Annotated in this window: 19 protein-coding genes; 9 read left to right on the forward strand and 10 right to left on the reverse strand. The window is 62.1% G+C overall.

Annotation, left to right across the window (positions count from 1 at the left end; genetic code table 11):
- Window positions 1-68: 68 nt before the first annotated feature.
- Together V6M61_RS10255 and V6M61_RS10260 are read left to right on the forward strand one after the other, a co-directional pair.
- Entirely contained in the window at window positions 69-413 is a 345-nt protein-coding gene (locus V6M61_RS10255) for a hypothetical protein (RefSeq protein ID WP_332776469.1), read from the forward strand.
- 60 nt (window positions 414-473) lie between these two features.
- Window positions 474-944, forward strand: a complete 471-nt coding sequence (locus V6M61_RS10260) for an SRPBCC family protein (protein WP_332776470.1) — start codon at window positions 474-476, stop codon at window positions 942-944.
- Window positions 945-964: 20 nt separating this feature from the next.
- Here V6M61_RS10260 and V6M61_RS10265 read toward each other — a convergent pair whose 3' ends face one another.
- Window positions 965-1570, reverse strand: a complete 606-nt coding sequence (locus tag V6M61_RS10265) for a hypothetical protein (RefSeq protein ID WP_332776471.1) — start codon at window positions 1568-1570, stop codon at window positions 965-967.
- 175 nt (window positions 1571-1745) lie between these two features.
- On the opposite strand from V6M61_RS10265, the gene trxC reads away from it, so the two are divergent.
- Entirely contained in the window at window positions 1746-2183 is a 438-nt protein-coding gene (trxC, locus tag V6M61_RS10270; protein ID WP_332776472.1) for a thioredoxin TrxC, read from the forward strand.
- 208 nt (window positions 2184-2391) lie between these two features.
- On the opposite strand, the gene V6M61_RS10275 is transcribed toward trxC, so the two are convergent.
- From V6M61_RS10275 to V6M61_RS10310, 8 genes are all read right to left on the reverse strand, one after another.
- On the reverse strand, window positions 2392-2697 hold the full coding sequence (locus V6M61_RS10275) for a hypothetical protein (RefSeq protein ID WP_332776473.1): 306 nt from the start codon (window positions 2695-2697) through the stop codon (window positions 2392-2394).
- Window positions 2698-3636: 939 nt separating this feature from the next.
- Entirely contained in the window at window positions 3637-3864 is a 228-nt protein-coding gene (locus V6M61_RS10280; protein WP_332776474.1) for a hypothetical protein, read from the reverse strand.
- A 23-nt stretch (window positions 3865-3887) separates the two neighbouring features.
- Window positions 3888-4298, reverse strand: a complete 411-nt coding sequence (locus V6M61_RS10285) for a VOC family protein (protein WP_332776475.1) — start codon at window positions 4296-4298, stop codon at window positions 3888-3890.
- A gap of 18 nt (window positions 4299-4316) precedes the next feature.
- Window positions 4317-4793, reverse strand: coding sequence for a helix-turn-helix transcriptional regulator (locus tag V6M61_RS10290; RefSeq protein WP_332776476.1), 477 nt, complete (start codon window positions 4791-4793; stop codon window positions 4317-4319).
- 359 nt (window positions 4794-5152) lie between these two features.
- Entirely contained in the window at window positions 5153-5515 is a 363-nt protein-coding gene (locus V6M61_RS10295) for a nuclear transport factor 2 family protein (RefSeq protein ID WP_332776490.1), read from the reverse strand.
- A gap of 158 nt (window positions 5516-5673) precedes the next feature.
- Window positions 5674-5961 carry a putative quinol monooxygenase gene (locus tag V6M61_RS10300; RefSeq protein WP_332776477.1) on the reverse strand — a complete coding sequence of 96 codons (288 nt, stop codon included), beginning with the start codon at window positions 5959-5961 and terminating at the stop codon, window positions 5674-5676.
- 102 nt (window positions 5962-6063) lie between these two features.
- Complete coding sequence (locus V6M61_RS10305) at window positions 6064-6537, reverse strand: Hsp20/alpha crystallin family protein (RefSeq protein ID WP_332776478.1); 474 nt, start codon at window positions 6535-6537, stop codon at window positions 6064-6066.
- Window positions 6538-6565: 28 nt separating this feature from the next.
- A complete protein-coding gene (locus V6M61_RS10310; RefSeq protein WP_332776479.1) occupies window positions 6566-7012 on the reverse strand; it encodes an Hsp20/alpha crystallin family protein in 447 nt (148 codons plus the stop codon).
- Between the two features lie 796 nt (window positions 7013-7808).
- Here V6M61_RS10310 and V6M61_RS10315 point away from each other — a divergent pair.
- From V6M61_RS10315 to V6M61_RS10340, 6 genes are all read left to right on the forward strand, one after another.
- Window positions 7809-10640: an AMP-binding protein gene (locus tag V6M61_RS10315; RefSeq protein WP_332776480.1), complete on the forward strand. Its 2832-nt coding sequence runs from the start codon at window positions 7809-7811 to the stop codon at window positions 10638-10640.
- A gap of 512 nt (window positions 10641-11152) precedes the next feature.
- Entirely contained in the window at window positions 11153-12280 is a 1128-nt protein-coding gene (locus tag V6M61_RS10320; protein ID WP_332776481.1) for a peptidoglycan DD-metalloendopeptidase family protein, read from the forward strand.
- Window positions 12281-12446: 166 nt separating this feature from the next.
- Complete coding sequence (locus tag V6M61_RS10325) at window positions 12447-12914, forward strand: hypothetical protein (protein ID WP_332776482.1); 468 nt, start codon at window positions 12447-12449, stop codon at window positions 12912-12914.
- Entirely contained in the window at window positions 12892-13578 is a 687-nt protein-coding gene (locus V6M61_RS10330) for a hypothetical protein (RefSeq protein WP_332776483.1), read from the forward strand. The genes V6M61_RS10325 and V6M61_RS10330 overlap by 23 nt, the downstream gene beginning before the upstream one ends.
- Window positions 13579-13712: 134 nt before the next feature.
- The gene (locus V6M61_RS10335) at window positions 13713-14306 is read left to right on the forward strand and encodes a hypothetical protein (protein ID WP_332776484.1); all 594 of its coding nucleotides are present in this window, start codon (window positions 13713-13715) and stop codon (window positions 14304-14306) included.
- A gap of 58 nt (window positions 14307-14364) precedes the next feature.
- On the forward strand, window positions 14365-15171 hold the full coding sequence (locus V6M61_RS10340; protein ID WP_332776485.1) for a tetratricopeptide repeat protein: 807 nt from the start codon (window positions 14365-14367) through the stop codon (window positions 15169-15171).
- A 215-nt stretch (window positions 15172-15386) separates the two neighbouring features.
- On the opposite strand, the gene V6M61_RS10345 is transcribed toward V6M61_RS10340, so the two are convergent.
- Window positions 15387-17720 carry a xanthine dehydrogenase family protein molybdopterin-binding subunit gene (locus V6M61_RS10345; RefSeq protein WP_332776486.1) on the reverse strand — a complete coding sequence of 778 codons (2334 nt, stop codon included), beginning with the start codon at window positions 17718-17720 and terminating at the stop codon, window positions 15387-15389.
- Between the last annotated feature and the right edge of the window lie 16 nt (window positions 17721-17736).

Consider the following 17736-nt stretch of genomic DNA (forward strand, 5'->3'; position numbering starts at 1 on the left):
CATTAGAGCCCGTGCCCTAGGGCAAAACCGGAGAATTTGACCACCCATCAACCTCCGAGGACCCGACCATGAACACCCAAGCCTTCTCCACCGCCGCCACCGACCTGATCACCACCTTTGGCAACACCGCGCAACAGGCCATCAACGCCTACCGCAGCGGCGGCGAGCGCCTGGCCGGTGCGATGGAGCAGCGCTGGAAGCAGGCGCTGAAGGAATCCGGCCCCCAGCTGACGGCCGAAGTCCGCAAGAACGCGGCCCACGCGCAGCAGGTGTTCAGCGGCTACTACGCCAAGGGCCTGGCCCTGTCGGCCGACGGCGCTGAAGTCGTGGTGAACACCGTGGTGGGCGCGGCGCTGGCCGCCACCGAGCGCGCCACGGCTTTCGCCCAAGCCCAGGCCCGCCAGGCCGCCTGAGAGCGGCGCGGGTGGCAGAATGAGCCACCCTTTTCTTTCAATAAAAAGCGAGGAGACCCCATGGCGATCAGCGTCAACATCGATCTGGGCTACGAATTCGAAGTCAAGGCCAAGGCGGCCGATGTGTTTGCCGTGCTGTCAGACGTGCCCACGTCGGTCAGCCACTTCCCCAAGGTGGACAAGCTCACCGACATGGGCGACGGTGTCTACAAGTGGGAGATGGAAAAGGTGGGCACCGCGCAGGTGAACATCCAGACCGTCTATGCCAGCAAGTACGTCAGCGACCAGGCCAAGGGCACGGTGAAGTGGACGCCGGTCAAGGGCGTGGGCAACGCGCAGATAGGCGGCAGCTGGAAGATCACCGACAGCAAGAAGTCCACCGGCATCGTGCTCAAGATCGAAGGCACCGTGGACGTGCCGCTGCCGGGCCTGATGAAGATGATAGTGGCGCCCGTGGTGGAAGGCGAGTTTGAAAAACTCGTGGACAAGTACATCGCCAACCTGGCCAAGAAGTTTGGCGGCGAGGCCTGAAACAACCCCGACCGACCCGCTCAACTCCCCGTCAACACCTGATACGCCGAACGCGTCTCCGGTGCCACAGACGCCAGCACCTGCGCATGCGTCGTTTGATGGCGCGCCATCAGCCGTGCAGACGCCACCGCTTTCGAGTTGCAAAACCAGTGGCAGGTGTGCTGCATCAAAAACAGCTCGGCAGACAGCGTGAAGGCCTTGTCTTTGGGCGTGCGGTGTAGCGGGTTGTTGGCTGCTTGCGTGAGCCCGTGCGCATGGATGGCCAGGGCCTTGCGCAAATCGAACGTAGCATTAGGAAACAGCTTGGCGGCGTAGGGAACGCCCAGCGCCAGCGTGCTCACGCGCGTGTCTGCCGCATCAAGCCTGGAAAACTCGGCGCAGAACTGGTTGAACTGCTGGCACAGCTGCGTTTCGGCCGTGTCCAGGTAGCGCCAGATTTGTTCGCGGCGCTCCGGGTCGTCCTCGCCCAGTGCGCGCAGATAGCCATCGGCCAGGGTTTCCATCAGTTTTTCAATCTGATAGTGGCCCAGGTAGCTGCCCAGCAGGGCAATGCGTTTGCGCTGCTCACTTTTCTTGAGCAGGTAGATGCCCACGGCCAGCAGGAGCACCAGAGAAAAAATTTCCATCGCCAGGTTCGGTTTTCTTTTTGTGGATTGGTGAAAGATAAAGACGGACAGGACGAACACCGGTCGCCTTGCCTGAGGGGGCATAGCTTAAACGACGAACGAGTCCAATTGAGTTTTAACCACGCCGGCGCCTGGAATGTCTTGCAATGGCCTGCCCTATCCCCATGTGGAAAAAATGACCGAATCCCTGCACATCGTTTGCCCGCACTGCCACACCACCAACCGCGTGCGCGCCGACCAGCTGGGCAGTGCGCCCACCTGCGGCAGCTGCAAGAAGGCGCTGTTCACCGGACACTCTGCCGCGCTGGATGAAGCGGCGTTTGAGCGGCACATCAGCCGCAACCAGATCCCGGTGCTGGTGGATTTTTGGGCGCCGTGGTGCGGGCCTTGCCGGGCGATGGCGCCTGGCTATGAGCAGGCCGCCGCACAGCTGGAGCCCAAGGTGCGCCTGGCCAAGGTGGACACTGAGGCCGTGCCCAGCCTGGGCGCAAGGTTCAACATTCGCAGCATTCCGACGCTGGCACTGTTTGTGAATGGCCGCGAAGTGGCGCGTCAGCCCGGCGCGATGGGGGCGGCCGACATCGTGCGCTGGGTGCAGTCTCAGCTGCGCTGAGAGCGGGTCTGCTCAGGAATCGGAGACTAGGAATCGGTCTCAGTTTCCAATTACCCAACTCAAAGCGCTACTTTTTCAATAGCTGCTACCGCCCGTAAATCATGGGCTGCGGCCTGATTTGGCATAAGAAAAGTAGGGCCACGAGCCTGCAACTACCCGTGTTCCTGCTCCTATGTCTATTTGGATGCCATATACGACTACAGACGCTTTAGTCACTGCGGCACGTGACTTCCTGTTGACTACGGTACGCCATGCTGAAAAACGGCAGGAGCCTCACAACAACGCTCGCGAGAGGTTTACTTGCTAGGCCACCGTTTGACGCAAGTAGTTCGATGAGTTCATGAACAAGCGCCCCCGCTTGATGGGCTGACAGACGAGGATCATCGTAGAAGAACTGCCAAACCTTGAGCAGTTCTGGATAGCGGGATTCGTCGGTTTCGGCTAGCGAGAAAAGAAACTCCTCGTGATGGCCGATGCTCTCCTGCACGCCACCAGCGAACATGTCGAATGCCATCTGTGCTCCTTAATGTGGCGAGCGCCTAACGAATAGCGTTTGTCTGCCGCGAGGCCAAGCTGATAGAAACCAAGAGCACCTCCTGCGGCAAATAAACCTTGTTGGACTGAAGCGCCGGCCGGGATGGCCGGTAGTGCTGGCACAGGGGGGTTTGTCATCTTCCCCCTGTCTGCCTGAGAAAATTATGACCGGGCTTTTTTCGCTGATTGCTGCGACCTATGCCCTAATGGCGTGAATCGACATGGCCCATGGTGGTGGGCCGAGTTTGAGAGAAAACCTTGACTTCAAGCATCAAAATGGCAGTTGACCCTTTAGATATGGGCGTTAGTAGCTACTGAATTTGTAGCACCATCAGGGCTCCGAGTTAGGCTTGCTGAGGTCGTTTCTGGTTTGGTCGGGTTGCCCTTCACCACCAGGCCGGGTCTCGCCCCGGCGGGCGAGGCACTTGTTCTTTGCTTCGCCAAAGAAAAGTACCCAAAAGAAAGGCGACCCGCAGTCTGGGTCCCTACGCTTCGCTACGGGCAACCTGCGCTGCTCGACTCCGGCGGGGGTCCGCAGAACTCGCTTCGCTCAAACAACTGCGGCCCTGATCCCGCCTCCATCTGCGCTGCTCGGCCCAGCCAGGACGGGATAAGGAAAGGAAGAACAATACAAATTCGGGGAGACAAGGACGCGCAAGGCGCGTCCTTGTCGGAGTTCGGCCTTGGTTTTCTGAGCCCACCCCCTTCTGTATGCGCTGAGGAGCGGAGGGCCAGACGGATCAGGGCTCGTGCTTGCGTGCCATGCCCCCGACCGAAGAGTTTTTGCAGCCCCGCGACGATGCGCCCCGCCCAAGCCCTTTTGAAGGTTACCAACCCGTGACGTTTTGACACGGGTTGAAGCTGTTTGGTCTTGACGGAGAACAGCGGGAGACGGATTGCGCCAGCATCGAGGGCCCGCCTAGCGCGCACGCCACTTGGCGATATACGGCAGCATGAACAGGTACAAGCCCGTCAGCAGCAGCAAAAAGAGCGGCGGTAGTGGCGAATAGGTAATCCAAGCCGGGGGTTGCCCTTGCGTCATGGCCACGAAATTGGCGACCACGGTCAAGGTGAAGGCCATGGACAACCAGCGGTGCGTAGGGCGAACCCAGCCTTTGCTGGATGATGGTGATGAAGAAGTGCTCATGGTGTTGTGTACTCCCATCTGCCTTAGCGGCGCGCCTGGACCATCTTCCACCCGTTGCCCGCCGGGTCGCGAAAGCCCGCGTCCACCGTGCCGAAACGGTCCACCGGCTCCTGCGTAAACTCCACCCCCTTGGCCAGCATGCGGTCATACGCGGCGCGGCAGTCGTCTACCTCCAGCACCAGGGACGGCATCGCCCCTTTGGCGACCATGGCATGCAGCGTCTGCGCGGTGGCAGCGTCATGCACTGGCGGCCCGGGCCGGAACAGCCCAAGCTGGAACGTGGACTGGCCCGGGTACTGCACCGTCAGCCACCGATAGTCGCCATTGCGCACATCGGTGTGCACCTTGAACCCCAGCTTGCCTACATAAAACGCGAGCGCCTCGTCCTGGTCTCGCACATACACACCGACCGTTTGCACAGCAGTTTGGCCCATTGAATTCTCCCTTTAGTTTCAAAGAGCCTCTTTTATATCGCTGGCCAAACGGCGGCGCTTCTCCAAAACTGCGGTCTTGAGATCGGGCCGGTGCGCCGCGCTGACGATGCAGGCGGGCACGCTGCGCAGCTCGCCTGCCGCCACGCGGGCGCGCAAACGGACGGTGCTGGGCGTCTCGCCTGTGATGTCGCGGAATATGCGCCCAAACGTGCCCAGGCTGCGCCACCCGGTCTGGAAGGCGATGTCGGTGATGGCAAGGTCGCTGTCGCGCAGCAGCGCCACGGCCCGCTCAATGCGCCGCGTCAGCAGGTAGCGGTGCGGCGGAACACCAAAAGCCTCTTTGAACGCGCGCGCAAAGTGCGCCTTGGAAACGTGGCTCACACCCGCTAGCCGCTGCACCGGCCAGTCTTCGTGCGAGGCGGCGTCCATGCGGTCCTTGGCGCGCAGCAGGCGGCGCAGTAGCTCGGGGCTTTGGGTTTCTGGGTGTTCGCTCATATTCGAGAGCCTACACAAATTTTCAAGTTGACAGAACCAACAGGAAAACCCCGCAAGCTCTGTTCGATGGTCACTTGGCATCAGGACTGTGTAGGCCATTCTTCGGAAAGTCTGCGCTATGACTTCAGCGCGCCCGCAAATAGCTGAGCCAGTTGAGTTAGAGTGACCGCATATCAATCTTCAATTTTTTTCGCTAGGTCCCTCAAGTGCGCGATGTAAAAGGTTTGAGCCGCAGGCGAGTTTGCGCGAGACCCCGGCTGGACTGAGATGGTGTGGACACCCCCCGCCTTCGCTAACGCCGGCGCAGTCTGATTTGGGAGGTGGGACCTCGCATCGGCCGGCTGAACCGACGGAAGTGACTAAGTGGCCTGACCGTGAAAGGCCTTGTTGGCAATCTTCCAGCCGTCAGCGGTTTTCAGCATCACAAAGTAGTCGGTAAACGTGGTGGCGCCGTGCACCAGGGGGATCTTGGCGCAGGCCGAGCTGCCACCAATATCGATCCAGTCTATCGTGCGGCGGCGGGTGGCTTCGTCAGCGGCGGGCGAACCCTTGAAGCGCTCGCAATACACGTCGAGCGGCCAGGAAGTGAACACGCCTTCACGCATGGACTCGATATGCGCCGTCGGCAGAAAAGCCTTGCGCATGTGCGCGGCGTCATCCCTGGCGTGGCCTAGAAAGTATTGCTCGATGGGCGCGCAGACTGCGGCTTGTTCGGCAGTCAGCGCCTTGGCGTTGAAGGGCTGGGGGTTGTGGATGTTGGGTTCATTGAACAGTAGTTCCTGTGGTGGAAGGTTGTCGGTTGCTCTGTTTTTGATAGCTGATTACGCTAATTTGGCCCGGGCTTTAAGTGTTTTTTCTTGACTCCGTTCAAAACCCGGCGTCAGGCCACCTTAGTGTAAGCAAGTATCTCCGGCGCCGCAGCAAATAGCGGAGCAGCGGCGGCAATGGCTGCGCCTACGTGGGGCGTTCGCATGTGCGCGTTGGCGGCGGCTTCGTCTTTCCATTGCTCCACGGTTTGAAACACGTGCGGCGTGGCGGCTTGCTGGTACAGCTCATACGACACGCAACCCTCTTCCTTGCGCGACTGCGCCACCAGCGTGATGAGCAGTTGCCGCGCGCTGTCGGCGGCTTCGGGTTTCACCGTGATGCGGGCCAGAACGTAGTGCATGGCTTGTCTCCTTGAAGGATTGCTTTTTCGGCGGCACAGCCATCGTACTGCGCTGACGGGCAGCACGCGGCCGGGCCCGGCCGGAAACGACGCCGTGGCGGCTCAGCCCACTTGCACGGTGATGCGGCGCGGCTTGGCTTCTTCGGCTTTGGGAATGCGCAGCCTCAGCACGCCGTTGTTGAGCTTCGCCTCGATCTTGCCCGGGTCCAGCTCGCGGCTCAGGGTAAAGCTGCGGCGGTACTGCGGGTTCTGGATTTCGCCGTAGAGCAGTTCCACGCTGCCGGTGACAGGCGCTAGCGCCGTGCCTTCAATCACCAGGCTGTCACCGGTAACCCGCACGCCCAGCCGGTCTTTGGACACACCGGGCATATCGGCGATCACGGTAAAGCCGGCATCGTCTTCAAAAATGTCCACGGGCGGCAGTATCGTGGTGACGGGCTCGGTGCGCGAAGCCGGCTCGGACAGCGAGACCTGGCGCCCCTGGGCGGACGGGTCATAGGGCATGCTGCTGTCGCTCCCGCTCTGGCCGGTCTGGCTGTTTTGAGTGCTCTGACTCATTTGGTTGCGCTCGTTCATGGCATTCTCCTTTGGGGAAAAGCAGGGTTCAGCTGACAGCAATCTGGCGTGGTTTGGACGCCTCGCGTCGTGCCACGGTCACCCGCAGCAGGCCGTCGCGGCAGCTCGCGGCTATCCTGGCGGGGTCGGCATCGTCAGGCAGCGAAACCACGCGGCGGAAGGCGCCTTTAAAGCGCTCCTGGGCATAGACGGCGATGTTCTCGTTGCCTGAAGGGGCGTCGTCCTTGCGCTCGCCGGCAATGACCAGCAAACCCTTGTCGATGGTGATCTGAAGTTCGTCGGGATCAACGCCCGGGACCAGTGCCAGTACTTCAATGGCGTCGGGCGTGCTGCCGACATTGATGACCGGGAAAGTGCGGCGCGGCAGTGCGCGGATGCTGCTGGCGCCGCCCGGTCTGAAGGCCTGCTCAACACTCTGTTGCAAGCGGTCGAGTTCGGCGAACAGGTCGCCGTAGAGTTCCAGTGTTCCAATCATGATGAGCCGCTCCTTTCCTGAAAAAATCATGAAGGGGCAAACAGATACAGGGTTCTGTTGCCAGTCGGCACGCCAAGCCCCGGCGCCCGGAAAGCCAACGCGCAAGTCACCCTGTGCGGTGACTCCCCCTGAACCCACCAGAATATTGGCAGGCAGGCAGATTTCAAGGGTGCAACATCACAACAGTGTCGGGATTGGGGGAATTGGGGCCAAGAGTTGGGATCAGGCTCCCGTGAACTCTGCGAAAACCCGCCCGATGAAGCCTCTCCATCAACGCCGCCTTGCCGTTGGCTCGCAGGGGGTGCTGATGGCGCAGCCCAAGCAGGGCTGCTGGTGGCGGCCACCGGCGCGCTGAAAAACCAAGAGTCTTTCGCCCGAGCTATTTGAGCGCGGCAGCCTCTGCCTGGCAGTCAAGTGAAGATTTGACACATGGATTGCGGGTCGAGCCCGCAATGACAAATCAACGTTTTGCCATTCCGGCTCATGGCGAATAACTGAACAGTATTGAGTCAAATTCCTGCTAAACCCACAACGTCTTCAGGGGTACCTGATGAGATCCACGAAAGCCCTATTGCGGGGCCCGCAGGCCTACAATGTTATTCACCCGGCCAAGACCCTGGTGCCGGGCCTGCGCTCATTCACTCGCGCGCCCGATCGGGGATATGCCTGCTTCGAAGCCGTCATCCGGTTCTTTCTTGCCGGGGCCGTCGAGATCGGCAAAGAACGGTCTCGCGGATGGAAAGAACCCTGATGGCGCCTCAACGAGAGGGCCCCACACAGCAAGGGTAATCAGCCCATGAACCTAGACTCGCCTTCCCGCGCAGTGTCGGACGAGTCCGTGCTGCGGATCGTGCGGGAGGTCTTGACCGAACTCCACCCCGGCCGCAAGGACATGGAGCCGGTGACGCTGGACAGCGCGCTGGAGGAAGACCTTGGCCTGGACAGCCTGGCGCGCGTGGAGCTGCTGATGCGCCTGGAGCGCGCGTTCGGCGTGCGCCCGCCGGAGCAGCTTCTGAGCACGGCCGAAGCGCCTCGGGACCTGCTGCGCGCGCTGCTTGCCGCACGGGGCCCACCTCAGGCGCAAGCGCTGCAGGCACGGCGGCTTGAGACGCCCGAACGCGTCTTGCAAGCGCCGCACGCGGCAGCGACCCTGCAGGAGGTGCTCGACTGGCACGTGCGGGCTCATCCGCAGCGCGAGCACATCGTGATCGACAACGGCGACGACGGCGACGCGCTGGCGCGCCTGAGCTACGCCGACCTGCAGCAGGGCGCCGCTGGCGTCGCCGCGGGACTGCTGGATCGCGGCTTTCAGCCGGGCCAGGCGGTGGCGCTGATGCTGCCAACCAGCCCTGAGTATTTCTTAAGCTTCGCCGGCATTTTGCTGGCCGGCGGCATCCCGGTGCCGATCTACCCGCCAACGCGGGCAGCGCAGATCGAGGAGCACCTGCGCCGCCATGTCGGCATCCTCACCAATGCGCTGGCCACGGTGCTGATCACTGTGCCGCAAGCCAAGGCGCTGGCGACGCTGCTCAAGTCCCAGGTGCCGTCGCTGCGCATGGTCTGCACGGTGGAAGAACTGTCCTCGTCCACCGTCTCCCCGGACCGTATCGCCGCCCATGCAGACTATATCGCCCTGCTGCAGTACACCTCGGGCAGCACCAGCAGTCCCAAGGGGGTGGTCCTGACGCACGCCAACCTGCTGGCCAACCTGCGGGCCATGGGGCAGGTCCTGCAGGTCAGCTCCGACGATGTCTTCGTCTCGTGGCTGCCGCTGTACCACGACATGGGGCTGATCGGGGCGTGGCTGGGCAGCCTGTACTACGCGTACCCGCTGGTGGTGATGTCGCCGCTGACGTTTCTCGCGCGACCGGAGCGCTGGCTGTGGGCCGTGCACCGGCACCGCGGCACGCTGTCCGGCGGGCCCAACTTCGGCTACGAGCTGTGCCTGCGCAAGCTCGACGAGGCCGCGCTCGATGGGATCGACCTGTCCAGCTGGCGCTTTGCGTTCAACGGCGCCGAACCGGTCAGCGCGACCACCATGCAGGAGTTTGCGCAACGCTTCGCCCGCTACGGGCTGCGGCCGCAAGCGCTGGCGCCGGTGTACGGACTGGCGGAGGCATCACTGGGCCTGACCTTCCCGCCGCCGGGGCGGGGGCTGCTGGTCGACCGCATCGACAGGCCGGCGTTCTCGCACTCGGGCCGCGCGATGCCCGCGGCGAGCGATGCGTCTGACGTGCGGCTGGTGGTGGCATGCGGCCGGCCGTTGCCGGGCCATGAGGTCCGCCTGGTCGACTCGACGGGATGTGAAGTGGCGGAACGCCAGGAAGGGCGTCTGCTGTTCAAGGGTCCGTCGGCCACCAGCGGCTACTTCCGCAACCCGAAAGAGACGCGCCGGCTGTTCGATGGCGAGTGGCTGGACTCGGGCGACTACGCCTACATGGCGCAAGGCGAGGTCTATATCACCGGGCGATCGAAGGACGTGATCATTCGCGGCGGCCGTCAGCTGTACCCGTATGACCTGGAGGAGGCCGTCGGTGCGATCCCCGCCATCCGCAAGGGCTGCGTCGCCGTGTTCGGCAGCCCGGACCCCAGGACCCGCACCGAACGGGTCGTCGTCATGGCGGAAACCCGCGGCCTGCTGCCCGAGGCGCAGGCGCAGTTGCGCCGCCAGATCAACAGCGCCGCGGTCGCCGTGCTCGGTGCGCCGCCGGACGAGGTGGTCCTGGTGCCGCCGCACACGGTCTTGAAGACCTCCAGCGGCAAGATTCGCCGCGCGGCCAGCCGCGAGCTGTACGAAAACGGCGGCGCTTCGGCCACGCAGCCGGCGCCGTGGCAGCAGATCGTGCGGTTTGCTTGGGCAGCGATACTGCCGCAACTGCGGCGTGCCGGGCGCGTCGCTGCGGAGGTGGCCTACGCGGGCTATGCCTGGCTGCTGTTCTGGATGCTCGCGCCCATCACCTGGGCGCTGAGCTCAGTGCTGCCCGAGCCGTCCTGGAGCTGGGCGCTGAGTCACCGTGCGGCCCGGCTCTTCTTGCGTCTGTCCGGGCTCCCGTTTGCGGTCGAAGGACTGGGGAACCTGCCGCGTGAGGCCACCTGTGTGGTGGTGGCAAACCACGCGAGCTATCTGGATGGCATCACGCTGGTCGCCGCACTGCCGCGCCATTTCCACTTTGTCGCCAAACTCGCGCTTGAAGAACAGTTCATCCCGCGGGTGTACCTGCAGGGGCTAGGCGCCATGTTTGTAGACCGCGATGATGCGCAGCGCGGGGCGCTGGACGTCGCGCGGGTGACGCGCAGCGTTTGCGCCGGTACCGCTATGTTGTTCTTTCCGGAAGGAACGTTCAGGCGTGTGCCAGGCTTGTTGTCCTTCCATGCGGGCGCGTTCTCAGCGGCTGCGCAGGCCGGCGTGCCTGTGGTGCCGGTAACGATCCGCGGCACGCGCTCCGTGCTGCGTGCCGGCCAGTGGTTCCCCCGCCGCGTGCCGATCAGCGTGCTGGTCAGCGCCCCGATTCAACCCGATGGTGACGACTGGTCCGCGGCTATCCGGCTGCGCGACGCCGCACGCGCGGAGATCCTGAAGCACTGCGCCGAGCCGGATGCCGGCGACGAAAGCCGCCTGCCTTCGTGAAGCCGGAGGAATTGGGGTTGGATTCAATGCTGTTCAGTTAGCTCCGTTCGCCCTGAGCTTGTCGAAGGGTTTGCGCGCTCGGCACCAAGGCTTCGACCCTTCGACAAGCTCAGGACAGGCCAAGCTCAGCCTGATCCTTCGATACCTCAGGACGATCGGGTTCAGGCTTCGACAGGCTCAGCCTGAACGGTGTGGCGCCCGCCATGGTTTACGGAAATATCAATCAGTGATTGAGGAATTGATAAGCCTCAGCCCTGCATCAAATGCCAAAGCCGCGATGGCGACAACGGCATCGGCAACTGGCAAGCCTGCGCCGCAAGCCAATACGCCACGATAAAACCAACAGCCAACACCAGCGCGAGCTCCAGGCTTTGGGGAATTCCCGACCTGCGGGCTTGACCTGGGGTGCACTTAGGATTTTTAATCGCTTAGCTGCGCCAAAAACAGGGGTAAGGAAGTGAAGATGAACGCTGATATATTTTCCCGCGCAATCGTGCACTCGCGCTGTTTTCATGTTTCCTATGCGCCGTAATCGTTCCATCAACCGTTGCCTGCGATTCACCAGGGCTGCCATCGCGCTTGCCGCCTTGGGTGCGCTCTACCTGCCCGATGCCGTCCAGGCCCAGAAAAAACAGGGCCAAAGAATGGTCGATCCAGTGGCGTTTAACTTTCCTGGATACGACAAAAACGGGGACGGAAAGATTGATCGGGTGGAATGGAACCGCCGTGGAAATTTCGATCTCCTGGATGCGGACAAGGACGGCTATATCGATCGCGACGAAATGGCAGCCATGTACGGCAATTTTGGCAAGGGCTGGAAGCTACTGAATCCGATACTTCCCGACAGTAGCCCAGAATTTGATCCAAGCGTGCAGATCGATCTGGTCGACCAGCCCACTGTTGGAAGAAAATCTGTATGCATCGTTTCCCGCAACCCTCAGTGCATGGACGTGGATGCTTTGGCAAGTCAGGCCGGTTTGATGGAAACCGGCTTGGGCCCTGACTTCCCGGCTAATGCCTTCTGCCTTGGTGTGGACGAGACATTTGCAGAGCCCTATACCGACAAAACTGGCAAAGGCATGCACGGAGGCATAGACATTCCCGCGGACTTTGGCACACCCATATTGGCAGTGGCCGCTGGCACGGTCGTGGCGAAAATCGAGGATATGTATCAGGTGCGAGGAAAGGCGGTTATCTTGCGGCACAGTCCCGAAGACACGGGCCAGCCATTCTGGGTCTATACCGAGTACGCCCACATGAACGAATTGCCTACCCAGGCGATTGGTCAAAGGGTCAGAATGGGGGAGGTGCTTGGGCCGACTGGCAATACAGGTGTCAAGCCCGGCAGTGCAACCAGTGAGCACTCTCGACGCCCCGCCATCCATTTCGCTGTCTATTACAGTCCCGGGCCGAAGTATTTTCTCGGGCAGAAGTATGTGTTTCCGCGAAAAGTGCGGTGGATGGACCCGCATGGCCTATACCGCCAGCGGGCCCCTTTCGACTCCCAGTCGCACAAGGATCTGCCTGACCAGGAAAAAGCCATCGCAGTGCCAGTAATGTACGTCGACGGGACGACGGAACCCAAAGACACCAAGCTCATTTGGCCATACGCCTGCCGCCGCACGAACCAGCCGCAGTAGCCTATCCACACCAGCGGCTGACGCCATTACTCAAATTGGCAATCGCAGCCAATAGAAGTTTTAATCGCTTAACTGCGCCAAAATTTGATGTGTGTTGGGGTCGCTGAGGTCACAGCGGTAGCGGTTTGCCTGACTATTGTGAAAGTTAAACCCTGTTGGGGGAAAAATGAATCACACCTACCGCTTAAAGATGCGCGCGGCGCTTTGGGCGATGCTGGGTATTGCCTGCGTTGCCTCCACTCCAACGATGGCGGCCGAACCAGCATGGTGGACGCAGCAAAAAATAGCCTGCGGCTTACCCTCCAGCCTCGCCTATAACAACTGGGACGGAAAATGCAATAGCTCCCCCGGCGGTGCAGCACGTCGCGTCCAGGAAGCAGAGGCCACTGCCGCCGCCGAACGTCAACGCCAGGCCGAAGCAGAGCGCATCGAGCGCGAACGTCTGGCCGAAGAAAAGCGCAAAAAGGATGAAGAGTTCATTCGCAATCGCGACGCCACAGCGAGCACTCTCAAGGGATCTTCGGGCGCAGCAATGTCCCAACTGAAAGGCCCTGTCGGGCGCGGACAGTTCCAGCCTCAAGGGAAGTGGATTCGACACGGGCAGCACCGGCTTGAAAGAGCTTCGCGGCAGTGATCGCACCGACCGGGAAGCCCGCTCACAACCCGCGCCCCACACCGATACCTCGGTGGTCGACGCACGGGTTCCCCGGGATGGTGCCTATCTCACCAACCAGGTGCCGGAACTCAAGCGCTCGCCGGCCGCCGACCGCATCACAAAGGGTTTCCAGGCGGTGATCAATCACGACTGGCCGGTCGCACTCGCCTGGTGGCAGGAGGCGCTGCAACGCGACCCTAATAACGCCGCGCTGAAGCGCTCGGTCGATCTGGCGCAGTGGATGGTGGATAGACGCAAGGCCGTGGCAGCGGGACCGATGACGCCGCTCGGCGTCGCATTCCATAGCGCGTCCCGCGGCGACAACGCCGGGGCCATTCGCCAGTTCGAACTTGCCAAGGCAGAGAATCCAGCCATTGCGCCGCAAGCGGACCACATGATCGCGGCGCTCCGGCAACGGCAGGCAAAGGATGCCAAAGGTGCCGCGTACTGGAACCGGCAGATCAAAGAACAGACGCGCCAAATTGTCGACGGGCTGTTTGAAACGGGCATGAACAGGCTATCGGTCGGTGATGAAAAAGGTGCGCAGGAGGCATTCAATGATGCTGACTTTTACTCCATGAGTCTGCCCGCCGGCGAGCGGCCCCAAATGCCCTCAAACTCGAAATTCGGGAAGACTAAATAACTGAATGATGGAGAACGAATGATGAAATCCACTAGCAAGTTAATCATTCTCGTCTTCACATTTTTGGCTCTGATCGCGAGCACTCGCGCAGCCGATGACAGTCCTCTACGCGATCCCTATAGCCGAGGACCAGCATGAGCCCAACCAACCCTCCGCAAAATCCTTCCGCTCTGACAGCCGGCGTACGTCCTGCCGCTGCGATTGCGCCGGAACTAGGGCCGCTACCCGGCCCGGCCATCAACCCGAAAGCTCCGGCTGAATGGGGCAAACGCGCACACGAACTGCTACAAGAGCAAATTGATTCCATCAATCTCTGGGCCAATAAAAATCGCCGCGAGGCAAAGTGGGAATCGTTCTGGTTCTGGGTGCTAAAGGTGCCGGTAATCGTTGCTTCGGCGGGTTATGGACTGATGCTCAACCTAAATTTGAACTGGGAATTGGCACTGGCCGGTGCGGTGTCGGCCGCGTGTGTGTTGATTGACGGGCTTTATCGCCCCGGCAACTTGCGCAATTTCCATCATCGCGCCTATTTCGAACTGCGCATGCTGGCCGACGATTTGTCCGACCAATGGAAGGCCGCGTTGCTGAAATTCGACGGCGATATCAATAGCGTGGCGGCGTTCCTGATCGAAGATGCTCGCAAACGCAAGGCCCAAATCGCCGGGTATCTGGCCGATGCCGAAGCCACGCTGGGCAAGGATGCCGGAAGCCCAAAGCCGAAGTCTTGATGCATGCGCGTAGCAGGTACGTGTGGCAAACAAATAACCAAATGATGGGGAACAAGCCATGAAATCGATCAACAAGCTAATCATTCTCATCTTCACACTGTTGGCTTTGGCAGCGAGCGCCTACGCCCAATCCCCGCGCGAGCAACTGAACCAGATGGTGCAGCAGTTGCAACAGACACCGACCGACAACGCGCTACGCGAGAAGATCATCAAGCTCGCACAGGACGTGAAGCCCGCACTTGCTGTCCCGCCGGAAGCCAAGCGGGCGTTTGTCATGGGCGGCACTTATCAGAAAGAGGCGAAGTCTTCTGAAGATTTCGGGCTGGCGGTCAAAGCGTTTCAGGACGCCTCGACGGCAGCCCCGTGGTGGGGCGATGCTTACTACAACCTCAGCGTGGCGCTGGAGTCAGCCAAGCGCTATGACGAGGCCAAGAACGCACTCACGCTCTACCTTCTGACCAAACCCAAAGACGCGGAGCAAGCGCAAGAGCGTCTTTATGCTATCGAGGCGAAGAAGGACCTGAGCGCCCGCGCTGCCAAGCCCGTCGAGCGCGCCAAGGAGCCCATCGAGGGCTACTGGTTCTTCATGTGGAACGGCAGCCAATGGCAGGATTATCCGCAGTTCGCAATCGATCGCCGAGGCGACGCATATGAACTGCGGGACCCCAAGGGCTGGTGCACGGCCTTCGCCGACGTCATCATCACTGCGCGCGAAGCGAGATTCACCTGCTTTGTTCCGGGCACCACGGCCGCCATCCAGTGGTCGCTCTCGCTGCAAGGCGGCGACCTGGCGGGCACGAATTTCAATCCCCGCGCCGGCGTTCCGAACGCCGCCCGCTTCGTTCGCAAGGACTGGAAGCCGTGACCGCCTTGCGCGTCTTAGGACTACGCTGAACAACCGCCGACTTTCGAGCCAAGTACGCGAGATTGAACACTGAAAGGTACCAGAGTCGATTTGTTTTTGGAAAAAAACAGATTCCGGTACTTTTGGACTTGACCGTGCGCCGCAGGGAAAAGCGGCAAAGTAATTGGAGTAATTGGAGCAATTGAGCGATTGGGGTCAGATTCCAATTAATTCACTCAGCCCTGCATCAAATGCCAGAGCCTCGATGGCGACAGCGGCATCTGCAGCTGGCGAGCCTGCGCCGCCATGCCCTTGCGTGCCAGCGCGTCGGCCACGGCATTGACCACCGTGGGCCCGGCGCCTATGGTGCCCAGCTCGCCCACGCCTTTGACGCCCAGCGGGTTGTTCAGGCAGGGAGTGGACTGGTCCATTTCGGTCTTGAAGTCGGGGGCGTTGTCGGCGCGCGGCGCGGCGTAGTCCATCAGGCTGCCTGTGAGGGGTTGGCCGGTTTCACGGTCGTACACCAGGTGCTCGCACAGCGCCTGGCCTATGCCCTGCACGGCGCCGCCGTCGAGCTGGCCGCGCACGATCAGGGGGTTGACGACGCGGCCCACGTCGTTGACGGACGCATAGGCCACCACCGCCACCTGGCCGGTCTGCGGGTCGATTTCGACTTCGCTGGTATGGCAGCCGTTGGGCCAGGTGGGCCCGGCCACGGTGCTGGTCGAGTCCATGAAAATACGCTGGTCGCTCTGGCGTGCCGCGAGCGTAAACAGGTCGATGCTGAGATCGGTGCCCGCCACCTTGAAGCGGCCGTTGGCGTACTCGATGTCCCGCTCCGCCGCCTCAAACTCTTTGGCTGCAAGTTGCCTGGCCTTGGCTATGGTGCGCTCGGCACCTATACGCACGGCCGAGCCGCCGGTGAACAGCGAGCGCGAACCGGCGCTGCCAAAACCGTCACCCCGGTCGGTGTCGCCCAGCACCACACGGACCTTGTCAATCGGCACGCCAAACGCATCGACCACCAGTTGCGCCAGCGTGGTCGCAATGCCCTGCCCCATGGCGTTGACGGCCGAGAAAACTTCGATGATGCCGTCTGCCAGCACAGCCACGGTCACGCGTTCTTCAAACACATTGCCGCCAGTCCATTCCAGAAAGGTGGCAATGCCCTGGCCGCGCCACAGGCCACGGCGCGCCGACTCGGCGGCACGCGCCTCAAAGCCCTGCCAGTCGGCCAGGGCCAGGGCCTGGTCCATCACCGACTCGAACTTGCCGGTGTCGTAGGTCTGGCCCATGGCATTTTTGTAGGGCATTTGCGCTGGCTGGATAAAGTTGCGGCGGCGCAGCTCGATCCGGTCCATGCCGGTCTGGCGGGCGGCTTCGTCCATCAGCCGCTCCATCGTGAAGATGGCTTCAGGGCGACCCGCGCCGCGGTAGGCGCTGGTGGGCGCGGTGTTGGTCAGCACGGCCTTGAAATGAAAATCTATGGTCTGGATGTCATATACGCCGGTCTGCACCCAGGGGCCGATCAGCAGCTGGATGGCCACGCCCGCGCCGGTGGCGTAGGCGCCCACATTGGCCAGCGAGGCCAGGCGCAGGGCCAAAATCTTGCCGTGCTCGTCCAGCGCCAGCTCGGCGTGGCTTTGCAGGTCGCGACCGTGGGTGCTGGAGACAAATTCTTCACTGCGGTCGGCCACCCATTTCACCGGGCGCTGCAGCGCCCTGGCGCAAAAGGCCACGGCAATGTCTTCCGGGTACACCGAGGTCTTCATGCCAAAGCCGCCGCCCACATCGCCCACCACCACGCGCACCGCCTCCTTTGCCATGCCCAGCGCGCCGCACACCGAGTCACGCACGCCGGAAGGCATCTGGGTGCTCATGCGGATGGTCAGGCGCTGCGAAGCGGTGTCAAAAGCGGCCAGCACCGAGCGCGGTTCCAGGCTCAGTGCCGCCAGGCGCTGATTGAGCAGGTCCAGCACCACCACGTGGCGGGCCCGGGCAAAGGCCGCGGCAGTGGCCTGGGCATTGCCGTAGCGCGTTTCAGCGGCGATATTGTCCGGGGCTTCGGGGCAGATCGCCGGGGCGCCGGGGGCTGTCGCGTCGTTCATGTCCACGACCATGGGCAGCTCGTCATAGTCGATGGCAATGGCTTCCGCCGCGTCGCGGGCTTGCTGCAGTGTCAGTGCCACCACGGCGGCCACCGCCTCGCCGACAAAGCGCACGCGCTCGTGGGCCAGCGCGCGCCGGGGTGGCGTGGCGCCGGGCGATCCGTCGGCGCGCGTAAAGCCGCTGGTGCCTGGAATCGGCTTGACGCCGGCCGCCACCAGATCGGCGCCGGTGACCACCTGCAGCACGCCCGGCATGGCCCGCGCTGCCGTGGTGTCCATAGCCACAATACGGGCGTGGGGATAGGGAGAGCGCACAAAAACGAGCTGGGTCTGGCCCTGCGGGGCCACGTCGTCCGTGTACTGGCCGGCGCCGGCCAGCAGCGCATCGTCTTCCAGGCGGCGAACCGCTTGACCGCTGCCAAAGCGTGCCGGGTTGAGCTGAGCGGATTGGGTTTCAGTCATGGAATGCCCCTGGATA

The organism is Polaromonas sp. (assembly GCF_036676035.1).
In the GTDB taxonomy this organism is placed as follows: domain Bacteria; phylum Pseudomonadota; class Gammaproteobacteria; order Burkholderiales; family Burkholderiaceae_C; genus Polaromonas.

What these genes read in the sequence shown, in the direction of transcription:
- V6M61_RS10345 (WP_332776486.1), bottom strand. Translation starts at nt 17,720, where the DNA reads ATGACTGAAACCCAATCCGCTCAGCTCAACCCGGCACGCTTTGGCAGC.
- V6M61_RS10320 (WP_332776481.1), top strand. Translation starts at nt 11,153, where the DNA reads ATGTTTCCTATGCGCCGTAATCGTTCCATCAACCGTTGCCTGCGATTC.
- V6M61_RS10335 (WP_332776484.1), top strand. Translation starts at nt 13,713, where the DNA reads ATGAGCCCAACCAACCCTCCGCAAAATCCTTCCGCTCTGACAGCCGGC.
- V6M61_RS10340 (WP_332776485.1), top strand. Translation starts at nt 14,365, where the DNA reads ATGAAATCGATCAACAAGCTAATCATTCTCATCTTCACACTGTTGGCT.
- V6M61_RS10260 (WP_332776470.1), top strand. Translation starts at nt 474, where the DNA reads ATGGCGATCAGCGTCAACATCGATCTGGGCTACGAATTCGAAGTCAAG.
- V6M61_RS10305 (WP_332776478.1), bottom strand. Translation starts at nt 6,537, where the DNA reads ATGAACGAGCGCAACCAAATGAGTCAGAGCACTCAAAACAGCCAGACC.
- V6M61_RS10315 (WP_332776480.1), top strand. Translation starts at nt 7,809, where the DNA reads ATGAACCTAGACTCGCCTTCCCGCGCAGTGTCGGACGAGTCCGTGCTG.
- V6M61_RS10300 (WP_332776477.1), bottom strand. Translation starts at nt 5,961, where the DNA reads ATGCACTACGTTCTGGCCCGCATCACGGTGAAACCCGAAGCCGCCGAC.
- V6M61_RS10255 (WP_332776469.1), top strand. Translation starts at nt 69, where the DNA reads ATGAACACCCAAGCCTTCTCCACCGCCGCCACCGACCTGATCACCACC.
- V6M61_RS10285 (WP_332776475.1), bottom strand. Translation starts at nt 4,298, where the DNA reads ATGGGCCAAACTGCTGTGCAAACGGTCGGTGTGTATGTGCGAGACCAG.
- V6M61_RS10325 (WP_332776482.1), top strand. Translation starts at nt 12,447, where the DNA reads ATGAATCACACCTACCGCTTAAAGATGCGCGCGGCGCTTTGGGCGATG.
- trxC (WP_332776472.1), top strand. Translation starts at nt 1,746, where the DNA reads ATGACCGAATCCCTGCACATCGTTTGCCCGCACTGCCACACCACCAAC.
- V6M61_RS10265 (WP_332776471.1), bottom strand. Translation starts at nt 1,570, where the DNA reads ATGGAAATTTTTTCTCTGGTGCTCCTGCTGGCCGTGGGCATCTACCTG.
- V6M61_RS10290 (WP_332776476.1), bottom strand. Translation starts at nt 4,793, where the DNA reads ATGAGCGAACACCCAGAAACCCAAAGCCCCGAGCTACTGCGCCGCCTG.
- V6M61_RS10310 (WP_332776479.1), bottom strand. Translation starts at nt 7,012, where the DNA reads ATGATTGGAACACTGGAACTCTACGGCGACCTGTTCGCCGAACTCGAC.
- V6M61_RS10275 (WP_332776473.1), bottom strand. Translation starts at nt 2,697, where the DNA reads ATGGCATTCGACATGTTCGCTGGTGGCGTGCAGGAGAGCATCGGCCAT.
- V6M61_RS10280 (WP_332776474.1), bottom strand. Translation starts at nt 3,864, where the DNA reads ATGAGCACTTCTTCATCACCATCATCCAGCAAAGGCTGGGTTCGCCCT.